The organism is Kitasatospora sp. NPDC090308 (genome assembly GCF_044769485.1).
In the GTDB taxonomy this organism is placed as follows: domain Bacteria; phylum Actinomycetota; class Actinomycetes; order Streptomycetales; family Streptomycetaceae; genus Kitasatospora; species Kitasatospora fiedleri.
On the sequence record NZ_JBIVXY010000006.1, the window covers coordinates 81,574 to 108,060 of the forward strand.

Below are 26,487 nucleotides of genomic sequence, written 5' to 3' on the forward strand. Positions count from 1 at the left end.
GCGCAAGGATCGCGCCACGCCGGGCCGGGGTGCTCACTCGCCCTTGGCGAAGGTCCGCCGGTAGTCGCTGGGCGTGGTCCCGAGGATCTGCTGGAAGTGCGCGCGCAGGTTCGCGCCGGTGCCCAGGCCGGTCTCGGCGGCGATCCGCTCGACCCCGTAGTCGGAGCGTTCCAGCAGCTCACGGGCCAGGTCGACGCGGGCCCGCAGCACCCACTGCATCGGCGTGTAGCCGGTGTCCTCGACGAAGCGGCGGGAGAAGGTGCGCGGCGAGACGGCGGCGTGCCGGGCCAGCGCCCGCACGGTCAGCGGCCCGCCCAGCCGGTGCAGCGCCCACTCCCGGGTGGCCGCGAACCGCTCGCCGACCGGCTCGGGCACGCTGCGCGGCACGTACTGGGCCTGGCCGCCGCTGCGGTACGGCGCGGCGACCAGCCGGCGCGCGGTGTGGTTGGACGCGGCCACCCCGAGGTCGCTGCGCAGCACGTGCAGGCACAGGTCGATGCCGGACGCGGCGCCCGCCGAGGTGAGCACGCTGCCCTCGTCGACGAACAGCACGTTCTCGTCCACCCGCACCCCGGGGTACTTGGCGGCCAGCGCCCGGGTGTAGTGCCAGTGCGTGGTGGCCCGGCGGCCGTCCAGCAGGCCGGTCGCGGCCAGTGCGAACGCCCCGGTGGAGATCGCCGCCAGCCGGGCGCCGCGGGCGTGCGCGGCGCGCAGCGCGGCCACCACGGCGGGCGGCGGGTCGTCCCGGTCGGGGTGCCGGTAGCCGGGCACGAACACCGACTCGGCCCACTCCAGCGCCTCCAGCCCGTGCGCCACGTGGTACGAGAGCCCGTCCCCGCCCGCGACCAGCCCGGGCGCCGCCCCGCACACCCGCACCTCGTACGGCATGCTGCCGCGGGTGGAGAACACCTGCGCCGGGATTCCGACGTCGAGCGGTTTGGCACCGTCCAGGACCAGCACGGCCACCCGGCGCAGACGAGGAGTCGACACCCGCCCAGGGTAGGCGCGTCCCGGCGTCGGCACGGCGGCGTCCGGCAGCGTGGGCGGGGCGTGGCGGCGGTACGGCAGGGTCCCGGCGGCGGCGCGGGCGCGTCGCGGTGCCTCCCGGCGGGCCGGGAGGCGTCCGGTCAGTCGGCGATCCCGAGGACGCGTCCGGCGGTGTCGGGGTCGTCGATGCTGCGCAGCATGCAGTGCGCGACGTCGGCCCGGGAGATCTTCGACCCGCCGCGCAGGTTCCGCCCGTAGGCGATCCGGTAGTCGCGGGTGAGCGGCTTGTCGGTGAGCTGGGGCGGGCGGACCACCGTCCAGTCCAGGCCGCTGGCCAGCACCACGTCCTCCATCCGGGCCAGGTCCGCGTAGTGCGCCCGCAGCACCCGCTTGACCAGCGGCGTCAGCACGTACCGCATCATCGGGCCCTCGCCCGGGTCGTGCCGGGGCGGGTGCGGGCGGCCCGGTGAGGGCACCGTCCCGACCGGTGCGGCGCTCACCACCAGCAGCCGCCGCGCCCCGGTCTCCCGCATCGCGCCGACCAGCGCCCGCGTCCCGCTCTCGGCGACCCCGACGCCGGCCTTCCCCACCGCGCCGAGCCCCGACAGCACCGCGTCCGCGCCCGCCACCGCGTCCCGCAGCTCCGGCGCCCCGGCCGTCGCCAGGTCCGCCCGCACCACCCGCACCCCGGGCCGCTCGCCCAGTTTGGCCGGATCGCGCACCACCGCCGTCACCTCGTGCCCGGCCTCCAGCGCCTGCGCCAGCAGGTGCCGCCCGATCCCGCCGGTGGCGGCCACCACAGTCAGCCTCATCGCCCTCTCCACCTTCCCGATCATCATGACGTTCCGTCAATTTCCTTCTGCAACACCGGAGTTGGCACTTCCCAGCTTGTCCGGGTTGGTCACGAAGTAGATGTCCGTGACCTGCTCGCCGTCCGCCGACAGGTCCAGCACGAGCACCGCGAACGGCGCCTCCCCGACGAACAGCACCGCCGACGGGTCCCCGTTGGCGGTGGCCCACCGGACCCGGATGCCCTGCGGGGCCCGCGCCGAGCCGCCCACCAGCAGCCGGGCGACCTGCCCCCGGCCGCGCACCGGGCGCGGCCCGGCCGCGGTCGCCTTGCCGCCGCCGTCCGCCCAGAGCGTGACGTCGGGGGCGAGCAGCCGCAGCAGCCCGTCCAGGTCCCCGCCGCCGACCGCGGCCGCGAACCGCTCGGTGGCCTGCCGCCGCAGCGCCGCGTCCGCCCGGTACCGGGGCCGCCGGGCCCGGACGTGCTCGCGGGCCCGGTGGGCGAGCTGGCGGACGGCGGCGGGGCTGCGCCCGAGGATCTCGGCGGTCTCCGGGTGGCCGTAGCCGAACACCTCGTGCAGCACGAACACCGCCCGCTCCAGCGGGGTCAGCGTCTCCAGCACCACCAGCAGCGCGATCGACACCGCCTCGGCCCGCTCCCCCGGGTCCTCCTGCGCCGGGGCGATCAGCGGCTCGGGCAGCCAGGGCCCGAAGTAGCTCTCCCGGCGCCGGCTGATCTCGGCCCGCCGGGCGAGCGCGGTGTTCACGGCGGTGCGCACCAGGTACGCCCGCGGGTGGACCACCGGCCCGGCCTCGGCGGACCGGTACCGGCCGGACCAGGCCAGCCAGGTCTCCTGGAGGACGTCCTCGGTGTCGGCGACCGTCCCCAGCAGGTTGTAGACCATCGAGAACAGCAGCTCCCGGTGCCTGGTGAACACCTCGGTGGCCTCGTCCGTCGTCACGCCCGTCTCCTCTCCGCGGCTGCATCCCGAGAGTGTCAGCACGGCCCGGGTGTGACACGGAACCGGAGGAGAACCGGAACGAGTCCGGGGACGGGGACGGCCCGCGCCCTGACGTGGTGCCGTCAGCGGCGCGGGCCGTCCCCGCGGCGGAGCCCCGGCGAGGGGTCAGCCCATGCTCTTCTGCCCGTCCAGTGCCTCCCGGATGATGTCGGCGTGCCCGGCGTGCTGCGCGGTCTCGGCGATGACGTGCAGCACGGTGCGCCGGGCCGACCAGCTCGTGCCGGGGGCGAACCAGGGCGCCGCGGGCAGCGGGTGCGAGACGCCCAGGTCGGCCAGCCCGGCCAGCATCTCGTCGGTGCCGCGGGCCACCGCCTCGTACGCGGTGAGCACGCCGTGCAGGGTCTCGCCGGGCAGCAGCCGGAACTCGTCCGTGCGGGCCTGGACGTCGGCCTCGGTGAAGGAGCTGAAGTCCGGCATCGCCGAGGTGCCCCGGACGATGAACGCGGCCCACTGCCGCTCCACCGAGGTGACGTGCTTGATCAGGCCGCCGATGGTCAGTTCGCTGACGGTGGTGCGGCGGGACGCCTGCTCGTCGTCGAGGCCGCGGGCGGTCAGCCGCAGGAAGTGCCGGATGGCGCGCAGCTCCGCGATCAGGTCGGCGTGCTCGCCGGTCGGGCCCTCGGCGGTGGCGGCGGGGTACTGGCCGACCGCGGTCTCGACGGCCTCGGTGGTCTCGGTGGTCTGCGCGGTCTCGGTGCTCATGGTGGTCGCCTCTCCGAAGTGCGGTGCTGTCGCGGTGCGGTGCCGACGGGGTACGCCCGGACGCCTCGGGCCGGCTGCCCGGCGCGGTCCCCCTCGCTCCGTGTTCCACGCTACGGACCATTGCGGCCACCTTCCGTCCGCAATTGCCGGAGGATGGGACCCATGGCCGACACCAGTGCCCGCACCCTGCGCCTGCTCACCCTGCTCCAGTCCCACCGCTACTGGCCGGGCGGGGAGCTCTCCGCCCGGCTCGGCGTCTCCGCCCGCACCCTGCGCCGCGACGTCGACCGGCTGCGCGAGCTCGGCTACCCGGTGGAGGCCCGGCGCGGCGTCGACGGCGGCTACCAGCTGGCCGCGGGCGCCGCGCTGCCCCCGCTGGTGATCGACGACGAGGAGGCGGTCGCGCTGGCCGTCGGCCTGCAGGCGGCGGCGGACGGCGCGGTGGAGGGCATCGCGGAGGCTTCGGTACGGGCGCTGGCCAAGGTGGTCCAGGTGATGCCGGCCCGGCTGCGCCGCCGGGTGGAGGCCCTGCGGGCCGTGACCGTCCCGGCGAACTGGCGCGCCGACACCACCGCCCCGATCGACCCGGACGTCCTCACCGCCGTCGCCCTGGCCTGCCGGGACACCGAACGGCTGCGCTTCGGCTACCGGGCCGCCGACGGCACCCCCACCGAACGGCACGCCGAGCCGTACGGCCTGGTCCGGCTCGGCCGCCGCTGGTACCTGGTCGCCTACGACCTCACCCGCCAGGCGTGGCGCACCTTCCGCCTCGACCGCCTCTCCGCCCCCGCCGCCACCGGCGCCCGCTTCCTGCCGCGCACCCTCCCGGCCGACGACGCCGCCGAGTTCGTCCGGGCCGGGCTGCAGGGCCAGCCCCGCCCGCACCGGGTCGAGGCGGTGGTGGACGCCCCCGCGGCGACGGTCCGGCAGAAGCTCGGCGCCTGGGCCGAGACCGAGGAGGTGGACGCCGGGCGCAGCCGGGTGCGGATGGACGCCGACGCCCTGGAGTGGCCCGCGATGGCCCTCGGCTCGCTGGGGGTCGACTTCCGGGTGGTCTCCCCGCCCGAGCTGTCCGCGCTGCTGGCCGCCTGGGGCGAGCGCTTCACCCGCTGCACCGGCGGCAACGAACAGGCAGAATCGGGGCGGTGACGACACAGCAGCTGCTCACTCCCGCCGAGGCCGCCGAACGCTCGGGGTTCAGCCTGGACACCCTGCGCTACTACGAGCGGATCGGCCTGCTCACCTCCATCACCCGCGCCACCAGCGGCCACCGCCGTTTCAGCCCCGACGACATGGGCTGGCTGGGCATCCTGCGCTGCCTGCGCGACACCGGCATGCCGATCGCCGACATGCGCCGGTACGCCGAACTCGCCCGCGCCGAGGGCCCGGACGGCCTGCGCGGCCGGATCGAACTGCTGGAACGGCACGACACCGCCGTCCACGACCAGATCGCCCTGCTGGAGCGCCAGCGCACCCACCTCCGCGACAAGATCGACTACTACCGCAGCGTCCTCGCCGCCGACTGACGCCCGCGCCGGACCCCTCCCCTCAGACCCGGAGCCCGTCCACCACCAGCCCGAACAGGTGCTCGCTCCGCTCGGCCAGCACCGGCGCCTGGTCGGCGATCCAGCTGACGGCGTTGGCCAGCGCGAACAGGTCGGTGCCGGTGACGTCCGCCCGGATCCGCCCGGCCCGCTGGGCGGCGGCCAGCAGCCCGCCCCCGGCCTCCCGCATCGCCGTGCAGCTCGCGTGCAGCGGCGAGGCCGGGTCCCGGAGGGTGGCCAGCAGCGTGCCCGGCAGGTCCCGGTAGGCGCCCGCGCCCGCGCAGAACTCCCGCAGCCAGCCGACCAGCGCCGCCTCCGGATCGTCCTGTTCGGCCGCCAACTCACCGGCCCGGCACGCCAGTTCCTCGAAGCGACGGGCGAGCAGCGCCTCCAGCAGCGCCTCCCGGTTGGGGAAGTGCCGGTAGAGCGTGCCCAGTCCGACCTCGGCCCGCCGGGCGACGTCGCGCAGCGAGGCCCCGGCGCCCTGTTCGGCGAGCACCTGCGCGCCGGCCTCCAGCAGCCGGTCCCGGTTGCGCCTGGCGTCCGCGCGCGGCGCCCGGGCGGTCTGCTCAACAGACATGCCACATCCCGTCGTTGACATTCGGAGCGCCGCTCCGTTTAACTTTCCGGAGCAGCGCTCCGCATTCTACGGCAGCGCTCTGCGACCTGCGGAGGGGGAGACACCCATGACGATCGACAGCATGTGGGCGGTACGGCTGCACGCCTTCGGCGAGCCCGAGGTACTGGTCCGCGAACGGGTGCCGCGGCCGGTGCCCGGCCCCGGCGAGGCGCTGGTCCGGGTGCACGCGGCGGGCGTCAACCCGCCCGACTGGTACGCCCGCAGGAACTTCGACAACATCCCGGCCGAGCTGCGTCCGCCGCTCACCCTCCCGCTGATCCCGGGCAGCGACATCTCCGGCACGGTCGCCGCCACCGGCCCGGGCTCCGTCCGGCAGGTCGGCGAACGCGTCCACGGACTGGTCAACTTCCCCGGCCGGGGCGCCGGTTACGCCGAGTACGCGACCGCCCCGGACGCCCACCTGGCCCGCCTGCCCGACGCCCTGGACCACCCGACCGGCGCCGCCCTCCCGATGGCCGGCCTGACCGCCTACCAGTACCTCACCCAGCTGCTGCGCCCCGCGCCGGGCATCACCGCCGTGGTCAACGGCGCGGCCGGCGGCGTCGGCCACCTCGCCCTGCAACTCCTCCGGGCGGGCGGCGCCGGCCGGCTGATCGCGGTCGCCTCCGGCCGCCACCGGGACTTCCTGCACGAGCTGGGCGCCGACCGCTTCGTCGACTACACCGCCGGGCCGGTCGCGGACACCGTCCGGGACGCCGACCTGCTCCTCGACACCGTAGGCGGCCCGGACGCCCACCGCCTGCTCCCGGTCCTGCGCCGGGGCGGCCGGGTCGCCCCGGTCTTCCTCGGCGACTACCGCCGCGAGCACGCCACCACCGAACTCGGCCTGACCTTCAACGACCGCTTCTGGCAGGTCCGTTCCAGCGGCGAGGACCTCACCGCCCTGGACGCCCTGGTGACGGCCGGCACCGTCCGGGTCGCCGTCACCGCCGTCTTCCCCCTCGCCGACGCCGCCGCCGCCCACCGCCGCGCCGAACAGGGCCACCTGCGCGGCAAACTGGTCCTGCACGTCGCCGACTGACGCCCCGCCCCGGCCCGCCGCAGGCCGGCTACGCGGTCCGGGCGTCCCGCTCCCGGACCGTCGCGGCGCCCCGGCGCTCCCAACCCTCCGCCCGGACCACCACCTCCCCGATCCGGTCGATCGCCCGGGCGATCTCCTGCGCCGGGTGCCGGAGCGGCGCGCTCATCCCGGCCAGCGCGGCCAGCAGCGCCCGGAACTGCTCCAGCCCGGCCAGCCCTTCGCGGATCGCCCCGGCCAGGCCCAGCAGCTCGCCGAGGAACGCGTCCGCACCCGACACCTCCCCCCGCACCTGCCCCGGCGTCGACGCGGTTCGGAGCAGGTCCAGCACGGAGCCCACCGCCCGGTCGATCCGCTCCACGTGGACGGCGAACCGGTCCGCCCGCTCCCGCAGTTCGCCCGCCGGTGCGGCCAGCGCCGCCGCCATCCGCCCGGTCACCGCGCGACCGACGGCCCCGGGCGCGCCCGGGCTCCACGCCTGCCCGACCTGCGGGCCGAACCGCTCCATCACCTCCGCCAGGTCGTTGATCGAGCGGGTCAGCGCGTTCACGTCCTCGCCCACCACCCCCATGTCCGCCCCCACCGCGGCGAACCGCCCGACCGGCCCGGGGCTGTCCGGACCGGCCGAACCGCCCGGATCGAGCCAGCCGTCCCCGCCGAGCCCCCGGGCCGGGACCGGGGCCGGGATCCCGAACCCGGCCCGCAGCCCGGCGCGCAGCGCCCGCTCCAACTCCTCGCGCGCGTCGGCCAGTCCGCTCCGGCTGCGCTCGAACCGGATGGTCCGGATCAGCACGAGGTCGAACGGCGTCCGCCCGTGCTCGCCGAGTTGGCCGGTCGGCCGCCCCAGCAGGCATCGGATGCCCAGCTCGTCCATGACGTGCAGGTCCCCGTCGGTGACGTCGGCGATCACCACGTCGGCGTGCATGACGTACCGGCAGACCTGCCCGGTGGTCTCACCGGGTCGGGCGGTCAGGTCGACCCGGGTCGACCGCAGGCCGACGCCGTTGCAGGCGGGCAGCACGACCTGCTCGTAGACCTCCAGCGCCTGCTCGTGGGCGAGGCGCTCCAGGCTCCCGTCCTCCTGGTCGCGGTCGCCGACCGGGCCGATGACGAGGCAGCTCAACGCGGCTGCCCCGGCCCGGACGGGCTGGGCGGGGCCGGTGACGGTCATCCGCGCCCCTCCGGGTCGGCGTCCCGGGCGGCCGCGTACTGCGCGCCGCGCCGCAGGTCGTCGGCGTGGACCGGGACCTCCTCGATGCCCAGCGCCCGGAGCAGGCCGGCCGTGGGGATGCGGTACTGCCGTCCCGGCCGCAGCACCGGGCAGGGGAAGTCCTGCTCCCTGAGGCGGCGGTACACCGTGGCCGGGCAGAGCCCGAGGACGCGGGCCGCGGTGCGCACGTCGATCGTCAGCGGGAGGTCGAACACCTCGCTGAACCGCATGCCGCCCTGGACACCGCTCATCGCACCGCTCCGGCCGGGCGCAGCGAGAGGGTGCCGACCACGGGACCGCGCGGCCTGCGGGCCCGCCCCGCCACCTCGGCCAGGCCCATCCGCTGGGCCAGCGCACCGAGCCGTTCCCCCTCCCGCACGGCGGCCGAGGCGGTGAACCTGAGCTGCGCCGCCGGCCCGTCCGGCCGGTCGGGCGAGCCGATCGCCAACTCCCTTCCAGGTTGCCATGGTTGTGCGTCGGCCGATGTCCCGTCGCGCAGCGCGTGCCGGTCGGCGATCGCCGCCGCGTCCCGGCTCGGACGTTCCGGCCGGGCCGATTTCGCGGCGGCCCAGGCCCGGCCGGCGGCCCGGCCGAGCAGTCGGCGGGACGCCTCGGGGTGGTCGGGGTCGACGTCCGGGACGGCTTCCAGCAGGCCGGCGACGGCTTCGGCCTCGATGTCCCTGCGGTCCGCGGCGAGCCGGTCGGAGACCTTCCGGACGGTGCGCCGCAGGGCCGGCGAGAGCAGCCAGACCAGGTAGGTTGACCACTCCCCCTCCGGCCGCTGGGAGCGTTGGGCGAGCCGGATCGCCCGGGCCCACACCGCGCGGCCCTCCTCCGGGCCGGGCCGGTAGGCGAGGTCGCGGGCGGCGGCCGGGTCGAGCAGCCTCCGGTCCCCGGCCGGGCCGGGGACCTCCAGCCGGAGCCGGCGGTCCGGGTCGGGGTGGAGCACCCGGTGGTGGATGCTGTCGAGCAGGCCGGTGAAGGCGAGGGTCGTCATGGGTCGGTTCCTTTCGCTGTGGGCTCGTCGGTCGGACGGCCCGGTGGGAGCACGTGTCGGTCGAGGAGGTCGGCGGTGGCCCGGGTCACCCGGGCCAGCCGGCCCGCCGCCTCGCCCAGCCCGATCCGCACCAGGGCGCCGAGGCCGGGGAGCACCCGCACCTGCCCGATGTAGACGTGCACTTCGCCGATGTCCCCGCCGACCGCGAGGCCGCTGCCGACCTGCTGGTGCCCGCAGTTGACGCAGGCGCCGGCGGGTTCGTACGCCGATCCGGGACCGTCAGTCACGGGCGGTGGACGATGGTGAGTCCGCCGTACACGTCCCCGGCGACGGCGGTGCCGTTCCCGACGGTCTGGCTGAGCCGCGCCCGGCGGGGGAAGTGCCACGGGCCGTCCGGACCCCCGCCGGCCCCCGCCACGGTCACCGCCCCGGTCCCGGTCACGGCCCAGGTCCGGGCGCCGGGCCCGCCGCCCGGCCCGCCGCCCGGCCCGCCGCCCGAGGGCGAGGGGACGTACAGCCAGGCCGTCTGCCGGAACGCCGCCTTCCCGTTGACCGTGGCCTCCACCCGGGTGCACGCCCCCGGCCGCAGCTTGCTGTAGCCGCCGACCAGGACGTCCTGGTACACCCGGTCGGAGAGGACCGCGACCAGGTGGGTGACCGCGGGGTCGGACTCGTCCATCGCCCGTTTGAGCGGTTCGCTGTCCAGCAGCCGGTGCAGGTCGTTGCGGGCGGTGCCGTTGGCGTCGGGCGGGGTGCCGTCGATGGTGACCGGCCCGAGGTGCAGGCTCATCCGCAGCCGCACCGGCGCGGTGCGGCAGCGGGCGTTGTAGGTGGCGGCCGCCCGGTCCAGGGCGGGGACGAACCAGTCGATCACGGCCGGGAGGTGCCCCGGTGGGAAGCCCATCGCGAGCCCGTCCCCGCGCGGGGCCAGGAACGACCGCTCGTCGAGCACCTGCCGGAGCCCGGCCTCGACGAAGCTCTCGTCGACGAGTTCGGCGATCAGCCGGCTCGCCCCGGGCTGGGCCAGGGACGGCAGTTCGGAGAACCCCTTCGCGTCGAACGCCGCCATCCCCTGGGCATCGGGCATCGGCACGGTGGCGTTTCCGGGGGCGGGTGGTGGGGTCGGCACTGGCACTCTCCTCTGGTCGGCGGAGCGGGGCTCCACACGAGGATGTGCGGCGGGTGCCCCGGCCGTCCGTTCCCGGGATCGAAAAATCCGTGACGCAGGTCACGAATCGCTCGGATGACCACATATCGGACGCCTGTCCGGTTGCCGGTCAAGCCGCGATCCGGCCCTTAGCCCGTTCGGAAACTCGCGCGCACGGATCGCCCGGCGCCCCATAACCTCCCCCGCATGCACCGGACGCCACCGCCCTCTCCCTCCTTCGAATTCGGCCCCTGGCGTGCGCTGATCGGCGAACCGGCCTGGCAGGCCGTGACGACGAGGTTCGAACAGGTCCGCAGCCTGCCGGGCCGCCGGCTGCTGACCCAGGGCGAGCCCGGACCCCACCTCGTGGTGCTGCTGGAGGGCCTGGTCTGGGTCGAGCAGGGCACCCGGCGCGGCGTGCTGTCCTGCCACCTGCGCGGGCCGGGCGACCTGCTCGGCGAGGCCTCGCTGTTCAGCGAACCGCGCACGGCCACGGCCGTGACGCTGACGGAGTGCCGGCTGATCCGGGTCCGGAGCGCCGACCTGTACCGCCTCCTGCACCGCCCCCGGCTCGACACCTCGGTCGCCGCCCTGCTCCACCAGCGCCAGCGGATCGACCAGTTGATGCGGCAGTTCGAGGACCCGCTGACCCGCCTGGCGGTCGGGGTGCACCCGGCGGTGCGGGTGGTCGACGACGCCCGCCGGGAGTTCCGGGCGACCAGGCTGACGCTGAGCACCGCGAAGACCAGCCGCTGGTTGGGAGTCCGGCAGGCGTCACTCGTCCAGGCCCGCAGCAGGAGCGAGTTCACCCAGAACTTCGCCAGCCACCGCGGGGCGCTGGAGGTCCTGCGCCGGGACTGGATCCTGCGGACCGCGTCCCTGGTGTGCCGCTGACCCGCGCTCACAGCCGGGTGACCAGGACCGCCGCGACCAGCAGCGCGGCCTTGTGCAGCGCCTGGTCCGCCAGGTACATCCCGTTCAGCCCGGCCGTCCGCAGCTCGGCGAAGGCCGCCGAGCCGACGTGCCGCAGCAGCCAGCGCACCGGCCAACGGCGGTCCAGCCAGGCGTGGGTGGTCATCGACCAGGCGAGGGCGGCGGCGGTCCCGGTGGGCGACAGCGGCAGCGGGACGAACAGCCGCACCAGCGCCAGCACGGCCGCCATCACCAGGTGGTACTGGACGACGTGGGCCAGGCAGGCCCGCCACCCCCGGCGGGGGTCCGCACCCGCGGCGACCTCCGCCGGGGTCGGCGCGGCCTTGTGCGCCGCCTGGTGGTCGGTCTGCCCGAGGACGTGGTCGGCGAGGGCGTGGCCGGCCGAGAGGACCGCCCACACCGCGCCGAAGACCGCCACCGTCCCGAGCTGCGCGGTCCCGTTCACCGGGCACCGCCACGGCCCCCGCGGGCGGGCGCGCCCGCGGCGGTGTCCCGGACGTCGCGCCCTGCCGTGTCGCGCCCTGTCATGTCGTCTCCTGTCATCTCGTCTCCCGGTGTCGGGGTCCGGCACCGGGGTCCGGTGTCGGGGTCTGGGCAGCGGAGCTACTCGGCGGTAGGGTCACCGGCACGCTCGGGCTGGGTGATCTCGGAGGTTGCGGTGGAGTACGGCGAGTACCGGCGGCACGACGCGGTGGGGCTGGCCGCGCTGGTGGCGGGCGGGGAGGTGAGCGCCGGGGAGCTGCTGGAGGTGGCGATCGGGCGGGCCGAGCAGGTCGGCGGGCGGCTGAACGCGATCGTGCGGCCGATGCACGAGGTGGCCCGGGAGCGGGCGGCGGGGCCGCTGGTCGGGCCATTCGCGGGGGTGCCGTTCCTGATCAAGGACCTGATCCAGGACTACGCGGGCCTGCCCACCGGCAGCGGCTGCCGGGCGCTCCAGGACACCCCGGCGACCGCGCACAGCGAGTCGGTGCGGCGCTGGCTGGACGCCGGGCTGGTGGTGTTCGGGAAGACCAACACGCCGGAGTTCGGCAGCAAGGGCGTCACCGAGCCGGCGGCCACCGGCCCGGCCCGCAACCCGTGGGACACCGGGCGGACCCCGGGCGGCTCCTCCGGCGGCTCGGCCGCCGCCGTCGCCGCGGGCGTCGTCCCGGTGGCGGGCGCCAACGACGGCGGCGGGTCGATCCGGATACCGGCGGCCTGCTGCGGCCTGTTCGGCCTCAAGCCGGGCCGCGGCGTCGTCCCGGCCGGGCCCGCCGCCGCCGAGCACCTGCACGGCGCCGCCACCGACGGGGTGCTCTCGCGCAGCGTCCGGGACAGCGCCGCGATGCTGGACGTGCTGGCCGGCGCCCCCGACCCGGCCGGCCCGTACCTGCCGCACCGCCCGACGACCCCGTACGCCGAACTGGCCCGCCGCACCCCGGGCCCGCTGCGGATCGGCTTCACCACCCGCTCCCCGCTGGGCACCGCGGTGCACCCGGAGGCGGTCGCCGCCGTCGCGGACGCTGCGGCCCTGCTGGAGGGGCTCGGCCACCACGTCGAGGAGGCCGACACCGGCATCGACGAACGCGGCCTGGCCCTGGACTTCCTGGCCATGTGGGCCACCGAGACCGCCGCCACGGTGGACGCCGTCAAGCGGCTCACGGGTGCCGGGAACGCGGGCTTCGAGCTCGACACCCACGTGTTGGCCGCCGCCGGCCGCCGGATGCGCGCTCCCGCCTACTACGCGGCCCACCAGCGCTGGAACCTGTACAACCGCCAGCTCGCCGCGTTCCACACCCGGTACGACCTGCTGCTTACCCCCACCCTGGCCCAACCGCCGGTCCGCATCGGCGAGTTGGACACCCCCGCGGCCGTCCGGGCGCTGGCCCGGCTGCTGCTGCCGCTCGGCCTGCTGGGCCTGCTCAGCCGGACCGGGGCGTACGAGGAGGCGGTGATCACCAACCTGGCACCGGTCCCGTTCACCCAGCTCGCCAACATCACCGGCCGCCCCGCCGCCAGCGTCCCGCTGCACCGCACCCCGGACGGCCTGCCGCTGGGCGTGCAGTTCGTGGCGCCGCTGGGCGGCGAGGGCAGCCTGCTCGCCCTCGCCGCCCAACTGGAGTCGGCCCGCCCCTGGGCCCACCTGGAGCCCGCGCTGTGACCGGCCGGGGAGCGGAACGGCCGGGGAGAGACGGCCGGGGAGCGAGACGGCCGGGCGGCGGAACGCCCGGCGGTGCACTCGGACGTGTCCGAACGCCTGTTGCCCCGCGGTGACAATTCGCGCACCCCGCGAGGTCATTGGGCGGTGAGACTTGAGTCATCGCCCCGGACGACGGAACGGAAGAACCGGCGGGGGCCGACCCACCGATCATCACCGACCACCGTTCCTGGGGGGAACCATCCATGTCCGTGCGCGCCCGCCTCCGCCGCTCCTCCGCCGTCGCCCTGGTCTCCGCGATCACCGCCGGCTCCGCCCTGCTGCTGACCGCCTGCGACCCGTCCGACGACAGCACCGGCGCGCAGCCCGCCGGCGCCGCCCCGGCCCGCACCGCCTCGGCCGCCCCGACCACCCCGGCCGGCACCGCGAGCGCCACCCCGACCACCCCGACCACCCCGGGCACCGCCACCGCCACCGCCTCCGCCACCCCGTCGGCCCCGGCGAGCGCCACCGCGTCCTCCCCCGCCCGGCAGCAGCCGTCCGCCACCCCGACCAAGGCCGCCGCCGTCAACCGCACCAAGGGCACCGGGCTGACCGTCAGCAACGGCACCCGCTACGTCGTGATGGACGGCCGGGTGGTCGACTTCGGCACCGTGGTCCGCGACCTGGCCTGGTCGCCCGACGGCAAGCGCGCCGCCTTCATCGACGGCAACGGCAACCTGGAGACCTCCGACCCGGACGGCGGCCACCAGGTCCTGGTCGCCAGGGCCCCGTCCGGCGTCACCTGGTCCCACCCGACCTGGCAGGTGTTCGTCCCCAGCGAGAACGACGCCGCCATGTACCTGCAGCCCAAGAACAACCTGCAGTTCACCGCCGAGGACCACGGCACCCTGCGGCTGCTCACCGTCCCCGCCAACGGCGGCGCCCCGCAGCAGCTCGGCCTGGGCAACTTCAGCGACGACGACGCCAAGCCGCTCCCGGACACCGGCAACCTGTGGCCGAACGGCGCCGGGCGCTACGGCTCCTCGACCTACGCCAACCGCAACGACGGCCAGGTGTACCTCCGCGACGACTACCTGCGCCAGCAGGGCGGCGCCGTCACCAAGGGCTCCCAGCCCGACCTGTCCGACGAGGGCGACCTGGTGTTCGTCCGCTCCGTCGACGGCCACGACCACCTGTTCACCAAGACCGGCGGCTACGACGGCCCGGAGCGCGACCTCACCCCGCAGGCCACCGCGGACTACACCGAGCCGGTCTTCTCCCCCGACGGCAAGACCGTCGCCTTCCGCGCCCCCGACGGCATCTACACCGTCCCGGCCAAGGGCGGCGCCCCGGTCAAGATCTCCGACACCGCCGGCCTGCCCGCCTACCGCGGCTGAGCCGCCCCCGCCGCTCCCCACCGGCTCCCCGGCACCGGGGGCGCCACCGAGCCGTCCCGGTTCACGAATTCAGGGTCCGCGAACCGGGACCCCGCGAGACAGCCCGGACGGCCCCGCCGCCCGGGCTGCCGCACACCGCTACCCGCTACCCGCTACCGGCTACCGGCTACCGGCTACCGGCTACCGGCTACCGGCTACCGGCTACCGGCTACCGGCTACCGGCTACCGGCTACCGGGCGAGCCTGGCCAACTCCTCCTGAAGGTTCGGCAGTTGCTGGTCCGCGTCGTCGTGCGGCAGCCACTCGACCGGGTCGAGGAAGCGGAACACCACCCGGCTCGGGGTGATCGCGTACTCGTACTCGGCGAAGCCGACCACCGCGCCCGTCCCGCCCCGCGCGACCCCCCGCAGCACGTGCGCGGTGAGCTCGTCCGGGGCGTCGCCCCGGACGGCCGACACCCGGCGGCGGGCGTTCGAGCGGGCCAGGTACGGGCAGACCATCGAGGCGTACAGCATGCACGCCCGGTGGCCGGGGCCCTCCGTGGTGGGCGCCGTGTTCCGGTAGGGCCGGTCGGCCGCCAGCGCCTCGCCGATCGCCGCCGCCTCGGCCCCGCCGACCACCCGCCACACCGTCCCGCGCGGCATCAGCGTGTTGCACACCGAGCACAGCCGCTCCCGGGCGCAGGCCGCGGACCGCTCGTAGTCGGTCAGCGCGAACTGCGGCGTCCCGTCCTCCCACGGGGTGATCGCGGGCACCGGGTAGCCCCGCTCGTCACGCGGGCGGGCCGCCACCGCGGGCGGCTTGGGAACGAGGTCGAAGCGCATGGCCCCATCCCTATCACGCCCCCGAGTTCACCCGCGGGGCACCGCGTACTCGACCAACTCGGCACCGCCGGGTTCGAGTTGCCCCCACTCCCCGGGCACGTCCAGCACCGCGACCCCGGCCGTGGAGAACTTCTCCCGCACCCGCTCCAGCGCCTCGCCCCCCGGCTCCGCGGCCAGCGCCAGCACCAGCTCCCGCACCTCGGGCCGGTGCCCGACCAGCATCACCGTCCGCACCACCGGGGGCAACTCCCGCAGCAGATCCACGAGTTCACCCACCTCGGCGCGGTACGCCCGCGGTTCCAGGACGAGTTCGGGCGCGCCGCCGAGCTCCGGCTCGGCCAGCTCCCAGGTCTGCCGGGTGCGCACCGCGGTGGAGCACAGCACCCGGTCCGGCACCAACTCGTGCTCCGCCAGCCACCGTCCGGCCGCCGCCGCGTCGGCCCGGCCGCGCTCGGCCAGCGGCCGCAGCTCGTCCGGGACGTCCGGCCAGTCCGCCTTGGCGTGCCGCAGCACGATCAACCGCCGCTGTTCCGTCATCCCCCCAGTGTGACCCGATCCACGAAGCACACTCCACCGGACGCGCGGGCCGGCCCGGTGCCGGCGGAAAACCGGGCGACACCCCGGCCCCGTGCGGCTAGCGTCGGGGGCATGCGTGCCCTGACCGAGCCCGAGATCCGGGCGTCCTTCGTCAACTGCTCCAAGGGCGAGGCCAAGCGGCTCCCCGTCCCGCGGGGCTTGGCCGAGCTGCGCTGGGACGACCTGGACTTCCTCGGCTGGCGCGACCTCGGTGCCCCCGACCGGGCCTACCTGGTCGCCGAACTCGACGGCCGGCCGGTCGGCGTCACCCTCCGCTCGCCGAACGTGAGGCGCAGCCTGACCCGCACCAACGTCTGCTCGGTCTGCATCACCGCGCACGCGGGCAGCGGCGTCTCCCTGCTCACCGCCCCCCGCGCGGGCGCCGTCGGCCGGGACGGCAACTCGGTCGGCACCTACCTCTGCGCCGACCTGGCCTGCTCGCTCTACGTCCGCGGCCTGCGCCGCCCGGCGACGGTCAGCCGCCCGGACGAGTCGCTCCCCCTGGAGGAGCAGATCGCCCGGACGACCGCCAACCTGACGGCGTTCCTCCGCCAGATCCTGGCCTGACCGGCCTCACGGCGCCGACTGGTACTCCACCGTCAGCACGCCCCGCCCGAGCGCGTGCGCGGTCAGGTGGAACCCCACCTGCGCGGCCGGCGTGTCCGGCCCGACCCCCAGCGTCGGCACGTCCAGCGCGTGCACCACGAACACGTACCGGTGCGCCGGCCCGGGCGGCGGCGCCGCCCCGTCGTACCGGTGCCCCGGGAAGTCGTTGCGGACGTGGAACGCCCCGCCGGGCAGCCCCCCGTCGTCCGCCCCCGCGCCCCGCGCCAGCCCCGTGGTCCCCGCCGGCAGGTCCACCGCCAGCCAGTGCCACCAGCCCGCCGCGGTCGGCGCGTCCGGGTCGTAGCACGTCACCGCGAACGACCGCGTCCCCTCCGGAGCCCCCTCCCAGGACAACTCCGGCGAAACGTTCCCCGCCGCGTGCACGTGCGCGTCCGGCATGACCCCACCGTCCACCAGATCCGCACTGCGCAGCTCGAACGCCGGCACCGGCGGCAGGAAGTCGTACGGAAGCGGAATGCGCCCGGTCATCGTTCACCGTCCTCATCGAAGGTGTGGAAACTCCTCCGGCAGTCTACGGAGCCCCGCCCCGCCACGGGTGACACCACCTCAGCCCGCCCCGGGCACTCCACCACGACGCCTCGACCGCCGCCGCCGCACCGTCCCCGTCCCCTCAGCCCCTCAACTCCGCCACAACGCCTCGACCGCCGCCCCCAGCACCGTCTCCACCTTCCCCAGGTCGAAGACCAGGTCGAAGTGGTTGCGCCCCCCGACCAGCAGCTCGTGCACCGGCACCCCGTTCTCCCGGGCCGTCTCCGCGAACTCCGCCTGCTGCCGCCCGAACTCCCCCGTCTCGTGCTCCCCCAGCGCGAGCAGCACCGGCGGCAGCGCCGCCAGCGCGTCCGGCGCGGCGTACAGCGGGCTGAGCCGGCGGGCCCGGTCGAGGTCCAGGCCGAGCGGCTGGTTGACGTAGCTGAGGGTGACGGGCTCCAGGTCGTAGACGCCGCTGAGCAGGGCCGCGCCGCGGATCCGCCCGCGCAGTCTGGGGTCGAGCAGGGCGCTCGCCGCCAGGTGCGCTCCCGCGGAGCTGCCGCTGAGCACGACGCGTGCGGGGTCGGTGCCGAGTTCCGCCGCGTGCTCGACCAGCCAGAGCACCGCGGTGGTGACCTGTTCGGTGATCTGCTCGACCGTCCACTGCGGGGCGAGGCCGTAGCCGACGGCGGCGAACGCGGTGCCGTGCGGGACGAGGTCGAGCGCGGGGAAGACCGAGTCCTCCTTGCCGAGCTCCTGCCAGAAGCCGCCGTGCACGAAGACGTGCAGCGGCGCGCCGGGGCCGGCCGGGAAGAAGTCGAGCCGTTCGGGCCCGGCGGTGCCGTAGCGCAGCTCCCGGTGCCCGGCGAGTTCCTGGTAGGCCCGGCGGCTCTGCGCCGCGTACGCCGCGAGTTCGGCGTCGAAGTCCGCGGCCTTGGTGCTGGGCGAGTACTCCCGGTCGAGTTCCCGCTGGTCGAAGCCCCGGTAGACCGTCATGCCGCCGCTCTCCTCACCCAACCAGGTATAGACCAATACGGGAGCGCGCGGTTAGCGTGGTCACTCCCTGTACTTCCTTCTCCGGAGTTGCCCCGTGGAGACGTCCGTCCTCGCCTTCGCCACCGACCTGCTCGACGAAGGGGCCGACACCTTCTTCGGCAACCTTACCGACCGGGCGGGCGTCGGCGGCGTCACGCTGGCCTCGGTCTACCACGAGGCCCGCGACGTCTTCCCGCACAACCCGCGCCGGGTGCTGCGCTACCTGGAGCCCGGTGCCGCGTACTTCCGCCCGGACCCGGCCCGCTGGGCCGGCCGCCGGCTCTCCCCGCTGCCGTCCACCGCGATCGGCGCCCGCGACCCGTTCGCCGAGGCCGCCGAGGAGACCCGCCGCCGCGGCCTGAAGCTGCACGCCTGGACGGTCTTCTGCCACAACGACCGGCTCGGCTTCGCGCACCCCGACTGCGCCCCGGCCAACGCCTTCGGCGACCGCCACCTGACCGAGCTGTGCCCGGCCAACCCGGAGGTCCGCGAGTACTGCCGCACCGTGGTCGAGGAGCTGGCCCGGTACGGCGTGGACGCGATCCGGGCCGAGTCGCTGCACTTCCACGGCCTGGCGCACGGCTACCACCACGAGCGCTACTTCGAGGAGCTCGGCCCGGTCACCGAGGCGCTGCTGTCGGTCTGCTTCTGCCCGCACTGCCTGGCCGCCGCGAACGCCGCGGGCGTCCCCGCCGAACACGTCCGCGACACCGTCCGCACCGAGCTGCGGGCCCGCCTCGCCGACGAGTCGCGCGCCCTGGCGCCCGCCCCGCTGGACGAGCTGGCCGGCGGCGCCTTCGCCGCCTACGTGGACGCCTCCGCCCGCACCGTCACCTCGCTCGCCGCCGAGCTGGCCGCCACCGCCGCCGCGCACGGCATGCGGCTGACCTTCATGGACGGCGGCGGCCCCGGCACCGGCTGGCTGTCCGGCATCGACCTGCCCGCCCTCACGGGCGCCGCCCACCAGATCGAGACGCTCGGCTACGCGAGGACCCCGGAGGAGGTCCGCGAGAAGGTCGCCGCCTTCGCCCTGCACGGCGTCCGCCCGCAGGACATGGCGGTCATCCTGCGCCCGATGGCCTCCGACTGCGACGGGCCGGCCAACCTCGCCGCCAAGATCGCCGCGCTGCGCGAACTCGGGGTCCCCGAGGTCGAGTTCTACAACTACGGCCTGATGCGGCTGTCCTCGCTGGACCGCATCGGCCAGGCCCTGCGATGAGGTCCGGCCGCCGCGCCGGACGACCGGAATGCGCCGTTCGCACGGATAGGGACCGTTCCGTCCCCCGGCCCGGTCAACGCACCGTTAGCCCCGCCTGCTGCGCCCGGAGCGTCCCGAACGGTAGGCTTTCCGTGTGATCTTCAAGCGCATCGGCAACGGGCGGCCGTACCCGGATCACGGCCGGACCAGCACCCGCCAGTGGGCGGACGTCGCGCCGCGTCCGGTGCGGCTGGACCAGCTGGTGACCACCAAGGGCCAGTTGGACCTGGAGACCCTCCTCGCGGAGGACTCCACGTTCTACGGGGACTTGTTCGCCCACGTGGTGAAGTGGCGCGGCGACCTGTACCTGGAGGACGGCCTGCACCGCGCCGTCCGGGCCGCCCTCCAGCAGCGGCAGGTCCTGCACGCCCGCGTGCTGGAGATGGACTGACCGCACGCCGTCCGGGAACATCCGGAACCGTCCCGGGGCGTGGCGCAACCGGTGCCGGTACCGGTACGTCCTTTCGAGTGCCGTCATCCCCCGGATGATGATCATCTAGTACCTGCGCACCCGTTGTCGGATTAGTCTGCTGACTACAGCGGTTCCGCGGTCCGTTCCCACGGCCGCCCCGCGGTCACCGGCACCCCACCCTGGCACCTATGGGGGAGACAGACCATGAGCATGTTGACTCCCCGGGGTTTGAAGGGGAAGCAGTACCGCGTCACCGGAAACGCCTACCCCAGGCTCAGCCGGCCCCCGCGCCGCGGCCGGAAGGTCGCCGTCGCGCTGGGCGGCGTCCTCGCACTGGGCCTGGTCTCGGTCGGCGGCGTCCAGCTCTACGACGTCTTCACCGGCAAGAACGCCAAGGACGCCGCCGCCCAGGCGTGCGCCACCTCCTCCGGCAAGCCGCTGGCCGCCCCGGAGGGCTCCCCGTCGGCCGCCGCTCCCGCCGCGGCGGCCGCGGCCGCCGCCGTCTCCGGCGCCCCGGCGCCCGTCCCGAGCAACACCGCGGTGCCGCAGCCCGCCGCCGTCACGGTGAACGTCTACAACGCCACCGACAAGGCCGGCCTGGCCGCCCGCACCGCCGACGAGCTCCGCAAGCGCGGCTTCGTGGTCGACAAGGTGGGCAACGCGCCCGCCGCGCTCGACAAGAAGGTCCCCGGCACCGCGCAGATCGTCAGCGGCCCCGGCGGCCTCGGCGCGGCCACCCTGCTGTCCTCCCAGGTCGCCACCGCGACCGCCACCGAGGACACCCGGGCCGACGCCACCGTCGACTTCGTCATCGGCGACACCTTCAGCGCGCTCGCCGACCCGGCCCAGGCCGCCGCCGCCCTCGCCGAACTCACCAAGCCCTCCCCCACCCCGGAGCCCGGCCACTGCTGAGCCCCGGCGCTCCCGCGGCAGCACGACGAAGGTCCGGCCGGAGGCGGAACCACCGCCCCGGCCGGACCTCCGCCGTTCCTACCGTCCTACCGTCCTACTGCCCGTACCGTCCTCAGCCGGCCGTGCCGTACAGCCGGTCGCCCGCGTCGCCCAGCCCCGGCACGATGTACCCGTGCTCGTTGAGCCGCTCGTCGACCGCCGCGGTGACCACCGTGACCGGCCGCCCCGCCAGCTCGCGCTCCATCAGCGCGACGCCCTCGGGCGCGGCCAGCAGCACCACGGCGGTGACGTCGGTGGCGCCCCGGTCGAGCAGCATCCGGATCGCCGCGACCAGGGTGCCGCCGGTGGCGAGCATCGGGTCGAGGACGTAGATCTGCCGCCCGGAGAGGTCGTCCGGCATCCGGGTCGCGTAGGTCGACGCCTCCAGCGTCTCCTCGTTGCGCACCATCCCGAGGAAGCCGACCTCGGCGGTGGGCAGCAGCCGGGTCATGCCGTCGAGCATGCCGAGGCCGGCCCGGAGGATCGGGACGACCAGCGGGCGCGGGTAGGAGAGCCGGGTGCCCCGGGTGACGGCGACCGGGGTGGTGATCTCGACCGTGTCGGTACGGACGTCCCTGGTCGCCTCGTACGCGAGCAGGGTCACCAGCTCGTCGGTGAGCCGCCGGAAGGTCGGCGAGTCCGTGCGCTCGTCGCGCAGGGTGGACAGCTTGTGGGCGACCAGCGGGTGGTCGACGACGTGGAGACGCATGACACCAACGGTAACGGGCGCGGGTACGTGTGTACGACTCCGTACGAACCGGGACGACCGGGATGACCCGCCGGATGCGCCGCGGTCCGTCCGCGATCACGGAACTCGGGCCGCTCCTGTGGTATCGGCGGGGCCGATCTGGGAAAGTCGGAACCTATGAAGAGCAACCCGACGCGGGCATCCACCGCCGGCGCGGGCGGGTCAGGCTCGACAGACGAGTCCCGTCCGGAGTCAGAGAACGGCGCGCAGCGCGCCGCGGAGACCGACGCGGAACGGCGCAAGCGCCGGGCCGTGTTCCTCCGCGAGTTGGCCGAGGCCCGGGAGTTGCGGGCCCGGGTGCAGCCGAGACGGACCAAGGAGCGCCGGATGCGCGAGGCGCTGCGGATGCGCACCTTCCGGACCTGACCGCCGGGGGCCGCGCCCCGCACCGGAGTTGCGCCCCGCGGGGCCCCGGACGCCCCCTCCGCGAGGGGCCGGGCGGTCAGGATCCGCGCCCCGAGCGGCCGGAAGCCGACCATTCCGACACGACCTGCGAAGACGCGCTGCCGAACACTCCCCGCAGCGGCGGGCTTTCTGTCACGATGCGGTGGGACGGTCCGAACAGCGGACCTCCTTCTGGCGCGGGGGCGGCCGGACCGCACCCGCCCGAGATCGCCGACAGCCGAGACCAATCTTGGGAGTGTCCCTGGTGGCGTACTTCGCTGCAGTGCTTGCTCGCACCGGTGCCGGGTGGGATGTGAGCGAGACGGAACTCGACGACGTAGAGACCCTGGCCGACCTGACCGACCTGGCCCGCGAAGCGGCCGAGGACGACGACACCGTGCTGGTCTTCATCGAGCAGGAGGACGCGTGGTTCGCGGTCCTGCGCATCGACGGTGAGGACGACCCGCGGATCTTCGTCTCCGACGCGGCGGCCGCGGCGCGCAGTTCGTACGGCGCGGTGCTCACCGACGAGTTGATCGAACAGGACGGGGAGGCCGACTTCGACGACCTCGACGGTCTCGTCGCCGGGCTCGACGACGAGGACGCCGAGGACGGCGCGGTCGCCGAGGACGAGGACGAGGAGCCGGTCGGCGGGCGGGGCGCGAGCCCGATCGGGCCGATCGGCGACTCCGAGCTGCTGACCGAGTTCGGGATGACCGCGGCCGACCTGCTGGAGCTGGCCGGCGAGGGGGCCGCGCCCGGCGACGCGCTGGGCGAGATCGCCGAGGCGCTGGGCTGCGGCGAGGTCCTGGAGGCCGTTCGGTAGCGGCGGGCCCGGTGCCCGACACTGGGTCCATGCAGCCCGTTCCCGCCCCCCTCACCGACCCCGCCGACCCGGGCGAACGGCCGCGGATCGCCCCGCTGCCCGCCCCCGAACGCCCCGACCCGGTCCGCGACCGGTGGCAGGACCGGATGCGCCTCGCGATCGAGGAGGCCGCACTGGCCACCGTCACCGGTGACGTCCCGGTCGGGGCGTTCGTCCTCGGACCGGACGGCACCGTGCTCGGCCGCGGCCACAACGTCCGCGAGGCGGTGGGCGACCCCACCGGCCACGCCGAGGTGGTGGCGATCCGGCAGGCCGCCCGAACCGTCGGGGAGTGGCGCCTGACCGGCTGCACCCTGGTCGTCACCCTGGAGCCCTGCACCATGTGCGCGGGCGCGATCGTCCTCTCCCGCCTCGCCCGCGTCGTCTTCGGCGCCCACGACCCGAAGGCCGGCGCGGCCGGCTCCCTCTTCGACGTGGTCCGCGACAACCGCCTCAACCACCGCCCCGAGGTGGTCGGCGGCGTCCTCGCCGACGAGTGCACCGCCCAACTGCTGGCCTTCTTCGACACCCGGCGCTGAGCCCCCGACAACGGATTTCGCCCCGCCTCGCCGATCCGGTAGAGTTCCCCTCGGTAGCGTGTCCGAGCGGCCAAAGGAGCACGCCTCGAAAGCGTGTGTGGGGGCAACTCCACCGTGGGTTCGAATCCCACCGCTACCGCCACTGAGCAGGACGAACGAAGGGCCCGACCGGCTTCCGGTCGGGCCCTTCGCCGTGCCGGGACCGCTTCCGGCCCGAGGGGAGGCGGGCGGAGCGGCGAGAGGCTCCGCACTCCCGGGCGGTTGACCACCGTGCCCATCGGGAGTGCGGAGCCTGGACGGACCTCGCGGTCCGCGGTGGGGGCAGCAGCTCCGGGGGGACGAGCCGCTGCCCCTGGCGGAGGTCCCACAACCGGGTCCGCGTCGGGGGAAGCCGCGGGGCCCGGTCCCACAGCGGGGACCTCCGGATCGCCGTACCGGGGATTCCTGCCAGATCCTCGGTACATCAACCATCCTGCCGCGCCGCCCCGCTGGGGACATCCGGAGAAAGCCCCGTCCGCGCGGGACCTTCGTCCCCGCGGGTGAACACGTCCCTCACCCGTTGCGCCGTCCGGTGGATAAGCTGCCGGGTGGCAGGGCCGTGCGGGGAGAGGACGGCGGCCCGACTCAGGGAGGCAGGCCCGTTCGATGGCTCAGGCGAAGAAGGTGGCCATGTGGATCCTGGTCGTCTTCGTCATCTACACGATCATCACCTCACCGGAGCGCTCGGCGGACCTGGTGAAGTCCGGGTTCGTGGGCATCTCGGACGCCGCCAGGGCGGTCGGCTCGTTCATGACCGGACTGGTGCGCTAGTACCGTTGCGGGGTCCGTCCGTCGGGGGCGCGCCCGCGACCGGGCGCGCCCCCTCCCACCCGCGAGGAGCGGCATCGTGATCCGGCACCTGGTCCTGTTCAAGCTGAACGAAGGCGTCACCAAGGAGGACCCGCGGGCCGTCGCGGGCGCCGCGGCGTTCGCCGAGCTCGGCGCGCTGATCCCCGAGCTGCGCGAGTGGGAGTGCGGCTGGAACTTCGCCGAGCGGGACATCGCCCAGGACTTCGCCGTCAACAGCCTGGTCGCGGACCGCGAGGCGCTGGCCGCCTACCTGGGCCACCCGGCCCATCAGGCCGCCGCCGCGCAGTGGCGCGAGTTCGCCACCTGGGTGATCGCCGACCTGGAGGTCTGACCCTCCCCCGCCATCCGTCGCACACGCACGACCCGGCGGCCCCCGCCCTCCGCCCGCGGACGGGGGCCGCAGCACACTCCGCCGAATGCTGGACGGTCCGTCAACACGCCTCCATCGGGTGCTTGCCCGGCCACAGAGCGACTTGTGATGCTATGACCGGTTTTGCCGGAAATTGGCGAGGTGGTTGACGAGGGAGGGGTGACGTGTCCGTACGGACGCAGCAGGGCAGTGCTCCGGAGGACCGGACCGAGGACGGGCCGGACCCCGTCGAGCTGGCCTCCCGCCGCCCCGGCACCCGCGGCGCGGTGGACGTCCGCACCCTCACCCGGATCCTGTTCGAACGGCTCGCCGAACTCCCGGCCGACGCCCCCGAGCGCGCCCGGGTCCGCTCCGCCCTGATCGAGATCAACATCCCGCTGGTCCGCTACGCCGCCACCCGCTTCCGCAGCCGCAGCGAGCCGATGGAGGACATCGTCCAGGTCGGCACCATCGGCCTGATCAACGCCATCGACCGCTTCGACCCCGAGCGCGGCGTCCAGTTCCCCACCTACGCACTGCCCACCATCCTCGGTGAGATCAAGCGCTACTTCCGCGACAACGTCCGCACCATGCACGTCCCGCGCCGGCTCCAGGAGCTCTGGGTGCAGGTCAGCGGCGCCATGGAGGAGCTGACCGTCACCCACGGACGGGCCCCCAAGGTCCCCGAGATCGCCGCCAACCTGCGCATCCCCGAGGAGGACGTCCGGGCCTGCCTGGACGCCGGCCGCGCCTACAACGCCGCCTCCCTGGAGGCCGCCCAGGAGCACGAGGGCGGCCTCGCCCTGCTCGACCGGCTCGGCTACGAGGACTCCGCCCTCACCGACGTCGAGCACCGCGACATGGTCCGCCACCTGCTGGTGCAGCTCCCCGAGCGGGAGCGCCGGATCATCATGCTGCGGTTCTTCGCCAACCTCACCCAGTCGCAGATCTCCACCGAACTCGGCATGTCCCAGATGCACGTCTCCCGGCTGCTGTCCCGGATCCTCTCCCGGCTGCGCACCGGCAACTCCTGGGAGGAGTGAGTCGTCCCTGTTGCCGCGTGTCACCGGCGGGTGACGAGTCGCGACGAACGGGTTTGCCGGGGCCGGTGGGCCGGTATTGAGCAGTCAGACCCGTCAGCCGGGAACCACTGCGCGGTGGCGACCGTTCGACAGCCAGTCACAAGGGGGTGGGCGCGTGTTCACAGAACCGGGCAGTGCGGTCATCGAAGTCGAGGCCGAAGCCGTCGTCGTACCGATCCCGGCCCAGGCCGGTCCCGCCGAGGCCCCCGACCGGGCCCTCGACACCCGTACGCTCTCCCGCACGCTGTTCCGCCGGCTCGCCGGGCTGACGGCCGGCAGCGCGGAGCACACCTACGTCCGGGACACCCTGATCGAGCTCAACCTGCCGCTGGTCCGGTACGCGTCCGCGCGCTTCCGCAGCCGCAACGAGCCGATGGAGGACATCGTCCAGGTCGGCACCATCGGCCTGATCAAGGCCATCGACCGCTTCGACCCGGACCGCGGCGTCGAGTTCCCGACCTTCGCCATGCCCACCGTGGTCGGCGAGATCAAGCGCTTCTTCCGGGACACCAGCTGGTCCGTGCGCGTCCCGCGCCGCCTCCAGGAGCTGCGCCTGGCCCTCACCAAGGCCGGCGACGAGCTCTCCCAGCGCCTGGACCGCTCCCCCACCGTCCCCGAACTCGCCGCCTACCTCGGCGTCTCCGAGGACGATGTGGTCGAGGGCCTCGCCGTCGGCAACGCGTACACCGCCAGCTCGCTCGACTCCACCCCCGCCGAGGACGACGGCGGCGACGGCCCGCTCGCCGACCGCCTCGGCTACGAGGACCTCGCCCTCGAAGGCGTCGAGTACCGCGAGTCGCTCAAGCCGCTGCTCGCCAAGCTCCCGCCGCGCGAGCGCCGCATCATCATGCTCCGCTTCTTCGGCAACCTGACGCAGTCCCAGATCGGCGAGGAGATCGGCATCTCCCAGATGCACGTCTCCCGGCTGCTCACCAAGACGCTGGCCCACCTCCGCGAGGGCCTCACCGCCGAATAGGCACCCGGCAGTCCCTGTCCGGTCGGTCCTGCCGGATCGG

General features: G+C 75.0%; 32 protein-coding genes and 1 tRNA gene. 17 read left to right on the forward strand and 16 right to left on the reverse strand.

What is annotated here, in order from left to right; genetic code table 11:
* Positions 1-33: 33 nt before the first annotated feature.
* The 4 genes from ACIQVD_RS16265 to ACIQVD_RS16280 form a co-directional block, all read right to left on the reverse strand.
* Complete coding sequence (locus tag ACIQVD_RS16265; protein WP_111553706.1) at positions 34-990, reverse strand: GlxA family transcriptional regulator; 957 nt, start codon at positions 988-990, stop codon at positions 34-36.
* A 137-nt stretch (positions 991-1,127) separates the two neighbouring features.
* Positions 1,128-1,799: an NAD(P)-dependent oxidoreductase gene (locus ACIQVD_RS16270; protein WP_402289653.1), complete on the reverse strand. Its 672-nt coding sequence runs from the start codon at positions 1,797-1,799 to the stop codon at positions 1,128-1,130.
* Between the two features lie 36 nt (positions 1,800-1,835).
* Entirely contained in the window at positions 1,836-2,738 is a 903-nt protein-coding gene (locus ACIQVD_RS16275) for a sigma-70 family RNA polymerase sigma factor (RefSeq protein ID WP_402289655.1), read from the reverse strand.
* Between the two features lie 165 nt (positions 2,739-2,903).
* Complete coding sequence (locus tag ACIQVD_RS16280; protein WP_402289658.1) at positions 2,904-3,500, reverse strand: DinB family protein; 597 nt, start codon at positions 3,498-3,500, stop codon at positions 2,904-2,906.
* Between the two features lie 162 nt (positions 3,501-3,662).
* Between ACIQVD_RS16280 and ACIQVD_RS16285 the strand changes: the two genes are divergently transcribed.
* Both ACIQVD_RS16285 and ACIQVD_RS16290 read left to right on the forward strand, forming a co-directional pair.
* Positions 3,663-4,649: a helix-turn-helix transcriptional regulator gene (locus ACIQVD_RS16285; protein ID WP_400683492.1), complete on the forward strand. Its 987-nt coding sequence runs from the start codon at positions 3,663-3,665 to the stop codon at positions 4,647-4,649.
* Positions 4,646-5,026 (forward strand): MerR family transcriptional regulator, encoded by a 381-nt coding sequence (locus ACIQVD_RS16290; RefSeq protein ID WP_100837408.1) that lies wholly within the window; start codon positions 4,646-4,648, stop codon positions 5,024-5,026. Before ACIQVD_RS16285 ends, ACIQVD_RS16290 begins: the two co-directional genes overlap by 4 nt.
* A 22-nt stretch (positions 5,027-5,048) precedes the next feature.
* Here ACIQVD_RS16290 and ACIQVD_RS16295 read toward each other — a convergent pair whose 3' ends face one another.
* Positions 5,049-5,624: a TetR/AcrR family transcriptional regulator gene (locus ACIQVD_RS16295; protein ID WP_402289661.1), complete on the reverse strand. Its 576-nt coding sequence runs from the start codon at positions 5,622-5,624 to the stop codon at positions 5,049-5,051.
* A 106-nt stretch (positions 5,625-5,730) separates the two neighbouring features.
* Between ACIQVD_RS16295 and ACIQVD_RS16300 the strand changes: the two genes are divergently transcribed.
* On the forward strand, positions 5,731-6,705 hold the full coding sequence (locus tag ACIQVD_RS16300) for an NADP-dependent oxidoreductase (RefSeq protein WP_402289663.1): 975 nt from the start codon (positions 5,731-5,733) through the stop codon (positions 6,703-6,705).
* Between the two features lie 28 nt (positions 6,706-6,733).
* On the opposite strand, the gene ACIQVD_RS16305 is transcribed toward ACIQVD_RS16300, so the two are convergent.
* The 5 genes from ACIQVD_RS16305 to ACIQVD_RS16325 are packed head-to-tail and all read right to left on the reverse strand — an operon-like array spanning position 6,734 to position 10,002.
* The gene (locus tag ACIQVD_RS16305) at positions 6,734-7,873 is read right to left on the reverse strand and encodes a hypothetical protein (RefSeq protein ID WP_402289666.1); all 1,140 of its coding nucleotides are present in this window, start codon (positions 7,871-7,873) and stop codon (positions 6,734-6,736) included.
* On the reverse strand, positions 7,870-8,163 hold the full coding sequence (locus ACIQVD_RS16310) for a helix-turn-helix domain-containing protein (RefSeq protein ID WP_199847011.1): 294 nt from the start codon (positions 8,161-8,163) through the stop codon (positions 7,870-7,872). Before ACIQVD_RS16310 ends, ACIQVD_RS16305 begins: the two co-directional genes overlap by 4 nt.
* The gene (locus ACIQVD_RS16315; RefSeq protein WP_402289668.1) at positions 8,160-8,909 is read right to left on the reverse strand and encodes a hypothetical protein; all 750 of its coding nucleotides are present in this window, start codon (positions 8,907-8,909) and stop codon (positions 8,160-8,162) included. The genes ACIQVD_RS16310 and ACIQVD_RS16315 overlap by 4 nt, the downstream gene beginning before the upstream one ends.
* Positions 8,906-9,196 (reverse strand): hypothetical protein, encoded by a 291-nt coding sequence (locus ACIQVD_RS16320; RefSeq protein WP_402289671.1) that lies wholly within the window; start codon positions 9,194-9,196, stop codon positions 8,906-8,908. The genes ACIQVD_RS16315 and ACIQVD_RS16320 overlap by 4 nt, the downstream gene beginning before the upstream one ends.
* Complete coding sequence (locus ACIQVD_RS16325; RefSeq protein ID WP_402289673.1) at positions 9,193-10,002, reverse strand: hypothetical protein; 810 nt, start codon at positions 10,000-10,002, stop codon at positions 9,193-9,195. Before ACIQVD_RS16325 ends, ACIQVD_RS16320 begins: the two co-directional genes overlap by 4 nt.
* 261 nt (positions 10,003-10,263) lie before the next feature.
* Here ACIQVD_RS16325 and ACIQVD_RS16330 point away from each other — a divergent pair, with 261 nt between their 5' ends.
* Positions 10,264-10,950, forward strand: a complete 687-nt coding sequence (locus ACIQVD_RS16330) for a Crp/Fnr family transcriptional regulator (RefSeq protein WP_402289676.1) — start codon at positions 10,264-10,266, stop codon at positions 10,948-10,950.
* Between the two features lie 7 nt (positions 10,951-10,957).
* On the opposite strand, the gene ACIQVD_RS16335 is transcribed toward ACIQVD_RS16330, so the two are convergent.
* Complete coding sequence (locus ACIQVD_RS16335; RefSeq protein WP_402289678.1) at positions 10,958-11,434, reverse strand: DUF3307 domain-containing protein; 477 nt, start codon at positions 11,432-11,434, stop codon at positions 10,958-10,960.
* A 195-nt stretch (positions 11,435-11,629) separates the two neighbouring features.
* On the opposite strand from ACIQVD_RS16335, the gene ACIQVD_RS16340 reads away from it, so the two are divergent.
* Together ACIQVD_RS16340 and ACIQVD_RS16345 are read left to right on the forward strand one after the other, a co-directional pair.
* On the forward strand, positions 11,630-13,129 hold the full coding sequence (locus ACIQVD_RS16340; protein WP_402289680.1) for an amidase: 1,500 nt from the start codon (positions 11,630-11,632) through the stop codon (positions 13,127-13,129).
* A gap of 242 nt (positions 13,130-13,371) precedes the next feature.
* Positions 13,372-14,505, forward strand: a complete 1,134-nt coding sequence (locus ACIQVD_RS16345) for a hypothetical protein (protein WP_402289682.1) — start codon at positions 13,372-13,374, stop codon at positions 14,503-14,505.
* 229 nt (positions 14,506-14,734) lie between these two features.
* Here ACIQVD_RS16345 and ACIQVD_RS16350 read toward each other — a convergent pair whose 3' ends face one another.
* A complete protein-coding gene (locus ACIQVD_RS16350) occupies positions 14,735-15,328 on the reverse strand; it encodes a hypothetical protein (RefSeq protein ID WP_402289685.1) in 594 nt (197 codons plus the stop codon).
* Between the two features lie 27 nt (positions 15,329-15,355).
* On the reverse strand, positions 15,356-15,865 hold the full coding sequence (locus tag ACIQVD_RS16355; protein WP_400683471.1) for a SixA phosphatase family protein: 510 nt from the start codon (positions 15,863-15,865) through the stop codon (positions 15,356-15,358).
* 111 nt (positions 15,866-15,976) lie between these two features.
* Between ACIQVD_RS16355 and ACIQVD_RS16360 the strand changes: the two genes are divergently transcribed.
* On the forward strand, positions 15,977-16,471 hold the full coding sequence (locus tag ACIQVD_RS16360; protein ID WP_402289687.1) for an FBP domain-containing protein: 495 nt from the start codon (positions 15,977-15,979) through the stop codon (positions 16,469-16,471).
* A gap of 6 nt (positions 16,472-16,477) precedes the next feature.
* On the opposite strand, the gene ACIQVD_RS16365 is transcribed toward ACIQVD_RS16360, so the two are convergent.
* Both ACIQVD_RS16365 and ACIQVD_RS16370 read right to left on the reverse strand, forming a co-directional pair.
* A complete protein-coding gene (locus ACIQVD_RS16365; protein WP_100837395.1) occupies positions 16,478-16,999 on the reverse strand; it encodes a YbhB/YbcL family Raf kinase inhibitor-like protein in 522 nt (173 codons plus the stop codon).
* A gap of 150 nt (positions 17,000-17,149) precedes the next feature.
* Positions 17,150-17,995, reverse strand: a complete 846-nt coding sequence (locus tag ACIQVD_RS16370; RefSeq protein WP_400683465.1) for an alpha/beta hydrolase — start codon at positions 17,993-17,995, stop codon at positions 17,150-17,152.
* Positions 17,996-18,089: 94 nt separating this feature from the next.
* On the opposite strand from ACIQVD_RS16370, the gene ACIQVD_RS16375 reads away from it, so the two are divergent.
* The 3 genes from ACIQVD_RS16375 to ACIQVD_RS16385 all read left to right on the forward strand — a co-directional run bounded on the left by ACIQVD_RS16375 (position 18,090) and on the right by ACIQVD_RS16385 (position 20,616).
* Positions 18,090-19,253, forward strand: coding sequence for a hypothetical protein (locus ACIQVD_RS16375; RefSeq protein ID WP_402289691.1), 1,164 nt, complete (start codon positions 18,090-18,092; stop codon positions 19,251-19,253).
* Positions 19,254-19,386: 133 nt separating this feature from the next.
* Complete coding sequence (locus ACIQVD_RS16380; RefSeq protein ID WP_014136828.1) at positions 19,387-19,683, forward strand: type II toxin-antitoxin system VapB family antitoxin; 297 nt, start codon at positions 19,387-19,389, stop codon at positions 19,681-19,683.
* A gap of 225 nt (positions 19,684-19,908) precedes the next feature.
* Positions 19,909-20,616, forward strand: coding sequence for a LytR C-terminal domain-containing protein (locus tag ACIQVD_RS16385; RefSeq protein ID WP_402289693.1), 708 nt, complete (start codon positions 19,909-19,911; stop codon positions 20,614-20,616).
* A 112-nt stretch (positions 20,617-20,728) separates the two neighbouring features.
* On the opposite strand, the gene upp is transcribed toward ACIQVD_RS16385, so the two are convergent.
* Positions 20,729-21,364 carry a uracil phosphoribosyltransferase gene (gene upp / locus ACIQVD_RS16390; protein WP_111553690.1) on the reverse strand — a complete coding sequence of 212 codons (636 nt, stop codon included), beginning with the start codon at positions 21,362-21,364 and terminating at the stop codon, positions 20,729-20,731.
* Positions 21,365-22,052: 688 nt separating this feature from the next.
* Between upp and ACIQVD_RS16395 the strand changes: the two genes are divergently transcribed.
* The 7 genes from ACIQVD_RS16395 to ACIQVD_RS16425 all read left to right on the forward strand — a co-directional run bounded on the left by ACIQVD_RS16395 (position 22,053) and on the right by ACIQVD_RS16425 (position 26,447).
* Positions 22,053-22,613 (forward strand): hypothetical protein, encoded by a 561-nt coding sequence (locus ACIQVD_RS16395; RefSeq protein WP_402289695.1) that lies wholly within the window; start codon positions 22,053-22,055, stop codon positions 22,611-22,613.
* Between the two features lie 29 nt (positions 22,614-22,642).
* Positions 22,643-23,191 carry a tRNA adenosine(34) deaminase TadA gene (gene tadA / locus ACIQVD_RS16400; RefSeq protein ID WP_402289697.1) on the forward strand — a complete coding sequence of 183 codons (549 nt, stop codon included), beginning with the start codon at positions 22,643-22,645 and terminating at the stop codon, positions 23,189-23,191.
* Between the two features lie 52 nt (positions 23,192-23,243).
* A tRNA-Ser gene (locus ACIQVD_RS16405) sits at positions 23,244-23,333 on the forward strand.
* 503 nt (positions 23,334-23,836) lie between these two features.
* Positions 23,837-24,001: a hypothetical protein gene (locus tag ACIQVD_RS16410; protein ID WP_199528079.1), complete on the forward strand. Its 165-nt coding sequence runs from the start codon at positions 23,837-23,839 to the stop codon at positions 23,999-24,001.
* Positions 24,002-24,077: 76 nt separating this feature from the next.
* Entirely contained in the window at positions 24,078-24,371 is a 294-nt protein-coding gene (locus tag ACIQVD_RS16415) for a Dabb family protein (protein ID WP_400683453.1), read from the forward strand.
* A gap of 203 nt (positions 24,372-24,574) precedes the next feature.
* Positions 24,575-25,432: an RNA polymerase sigma factor SigF gene (locus ACIQVD_RS16420; RefSeq protein WP_402289699.1), complete on the forward strand. Its 858-nt coding sequence runs from the start codon at positions 24,575-24,577 to the stop codon at positions 25,430-25,432.
* A gap of 181 nt (positions 25,433-25,613) precedes the next feature.
* The gene (locus tag ACIQVD_RS16425; RefSeq protein ID WP_400684167.1) at positions 25,614-26,447 is read left to right on the forward strand and encodes an RNA polymerase sigma factor SigF; all 834 of its coding nucleotides are present in this window, start codon (positions 25,614-25,616) and stop codon (positions 26,445-26,447) included.
* Positions 26,448-26,487: the final 40 nt, after the last annotated feature.

Coding starts and splice junctions, on each gene's coding strand:
- ACIQVD_RS16270 (WP_402289653.1), bottom strand. CDS start 1,799: ATGAGGCTGACTGTGGTGGCCGCCACCGGCGGGATCGGGCGGCACCTG.
- ACIQVD_RS16280 (WP_402289658.1), bottom strand. CDS start 3,500: ATGAGCACCGAGACCGCGCAGACCACCGAGACCACCGAGGCCGTCGAG.
- ACIQVD_RS16285 (WP_400683492.1), top strand. CDS start 3,663: ATGGCCGACACCAGTGCCCGCACCCTGCGCCTGCTCACCCTGCTCCAG.
- ACIQVD_RS16295 (WP_402289661.1), bottom strand. CDS start 5,624: ATGTCTGTTGAGCAGACCGCCCGGGCGCCGCGCGCGGACGCCAGGCGC.
- ACIQVD_RS16300 (WP_402289663.1), top strand. CDS start 5,731: ATGACGATCGACAGCATGTGGGCGGTACGGCTGCACGCCTTCGGCGAG.
- ACIQVD_RS16305 (WP_402289666.1), bottom strand. CDS start 7,873: ATGACCGTCACCGGCCCCGCCCAGCCCGTCCGGGCCGGGGCAGCCGCG.
- ACIQVD_RS16310 (WP_199847011.1), bottom strand. CDS start 8,163: ATGAGCGGTGTCCAGGGCGGCATGCGGTTCAGCGAGGTGTTCGACCTC.
- ACIQVD_RS16315 (WP_402289668.1), bottom strand. CDS start 8,909: ATGACGACCCTCGCCTTCACCGGCCTGCTCGACAGCATCCACCACCGG.
- ACIQVD_RS16330 (WP_402289676.1), top strand. CDS start 10,264: ATGCACCGGACGCCACCGCCCTCTCCCTCCTTCGAATTCGGCCCCTGG.
- ACIQVD_RS16345 (WP_402289682.1), top strand. CDS start 13,372: ATGTCCGTGCGCGCCCGCCTCCGCCGCTCCTCCGCCGTCGCCCTGGTC.
- ACIQVD_RS16350 (WP_402289685.1), bottom strand. CDS start 15,328: ATGCGCTTCGACCTCGTTCCCAAGCCGCCCGCGGTGGCGGCCCGCCCG.
- ACIQVD_RS16355 (WP_400683471.1), bottom strand. CDS start 15,865: ATGACGGAACAGCGGCGGTTGATCGTGCTGCGGCACGCCAAGGCGGAC.
- ACIQVD_RS16360 (WP_402289687.1), top strand. CDS start 15,977: ATGCGTGCCCTGACCGAGCCCGAGATCCGGGCGTCCTTCGTCAACTGC.
- ACIQVD_RS16365 (WP_100837395.1), bottom strand. CDS start 16,999: ATGACCGGGCGCATTCCGCTTCCGTACGACTTCCTGCCGCCGGTGCCG.
- ACIQVD_RS16370 (WP_400683465.1), bottom strand. CDS start 17,995: ATGACGGTCTACCGGGGCTTCGACCAGCGGGAACTCGACCGGGAGTAC.
- ACIQVD_RS16385 (WP_402289693.1), top strand. CDS start 19,909: ATGAGCATGTTGACTCCCCGGGGTTTGAAGGGGAAGCAGTACCGCGTC.
- upp (WP_111553690.1), bottom strand. CDS start 21,364: ATGCGTCTCCACGTCGTCGACCACCCGCTGGTCGCCCACAAGCTGTCC.
- tadA (WP_402289697.1), top strand. CDS start 22,643: ATGCAGCCCGTTCCCGCCCCCCTCACCGACCCCGCCGACCCGGGCGAA.
- ACIQVD_RS16410 (WP_199528079.1), top strand. CDS start 23,837: ATGGCTCAGGCGAAGAAGGTGGCCATGTGGATCCTGGTCGTCTTCGTC.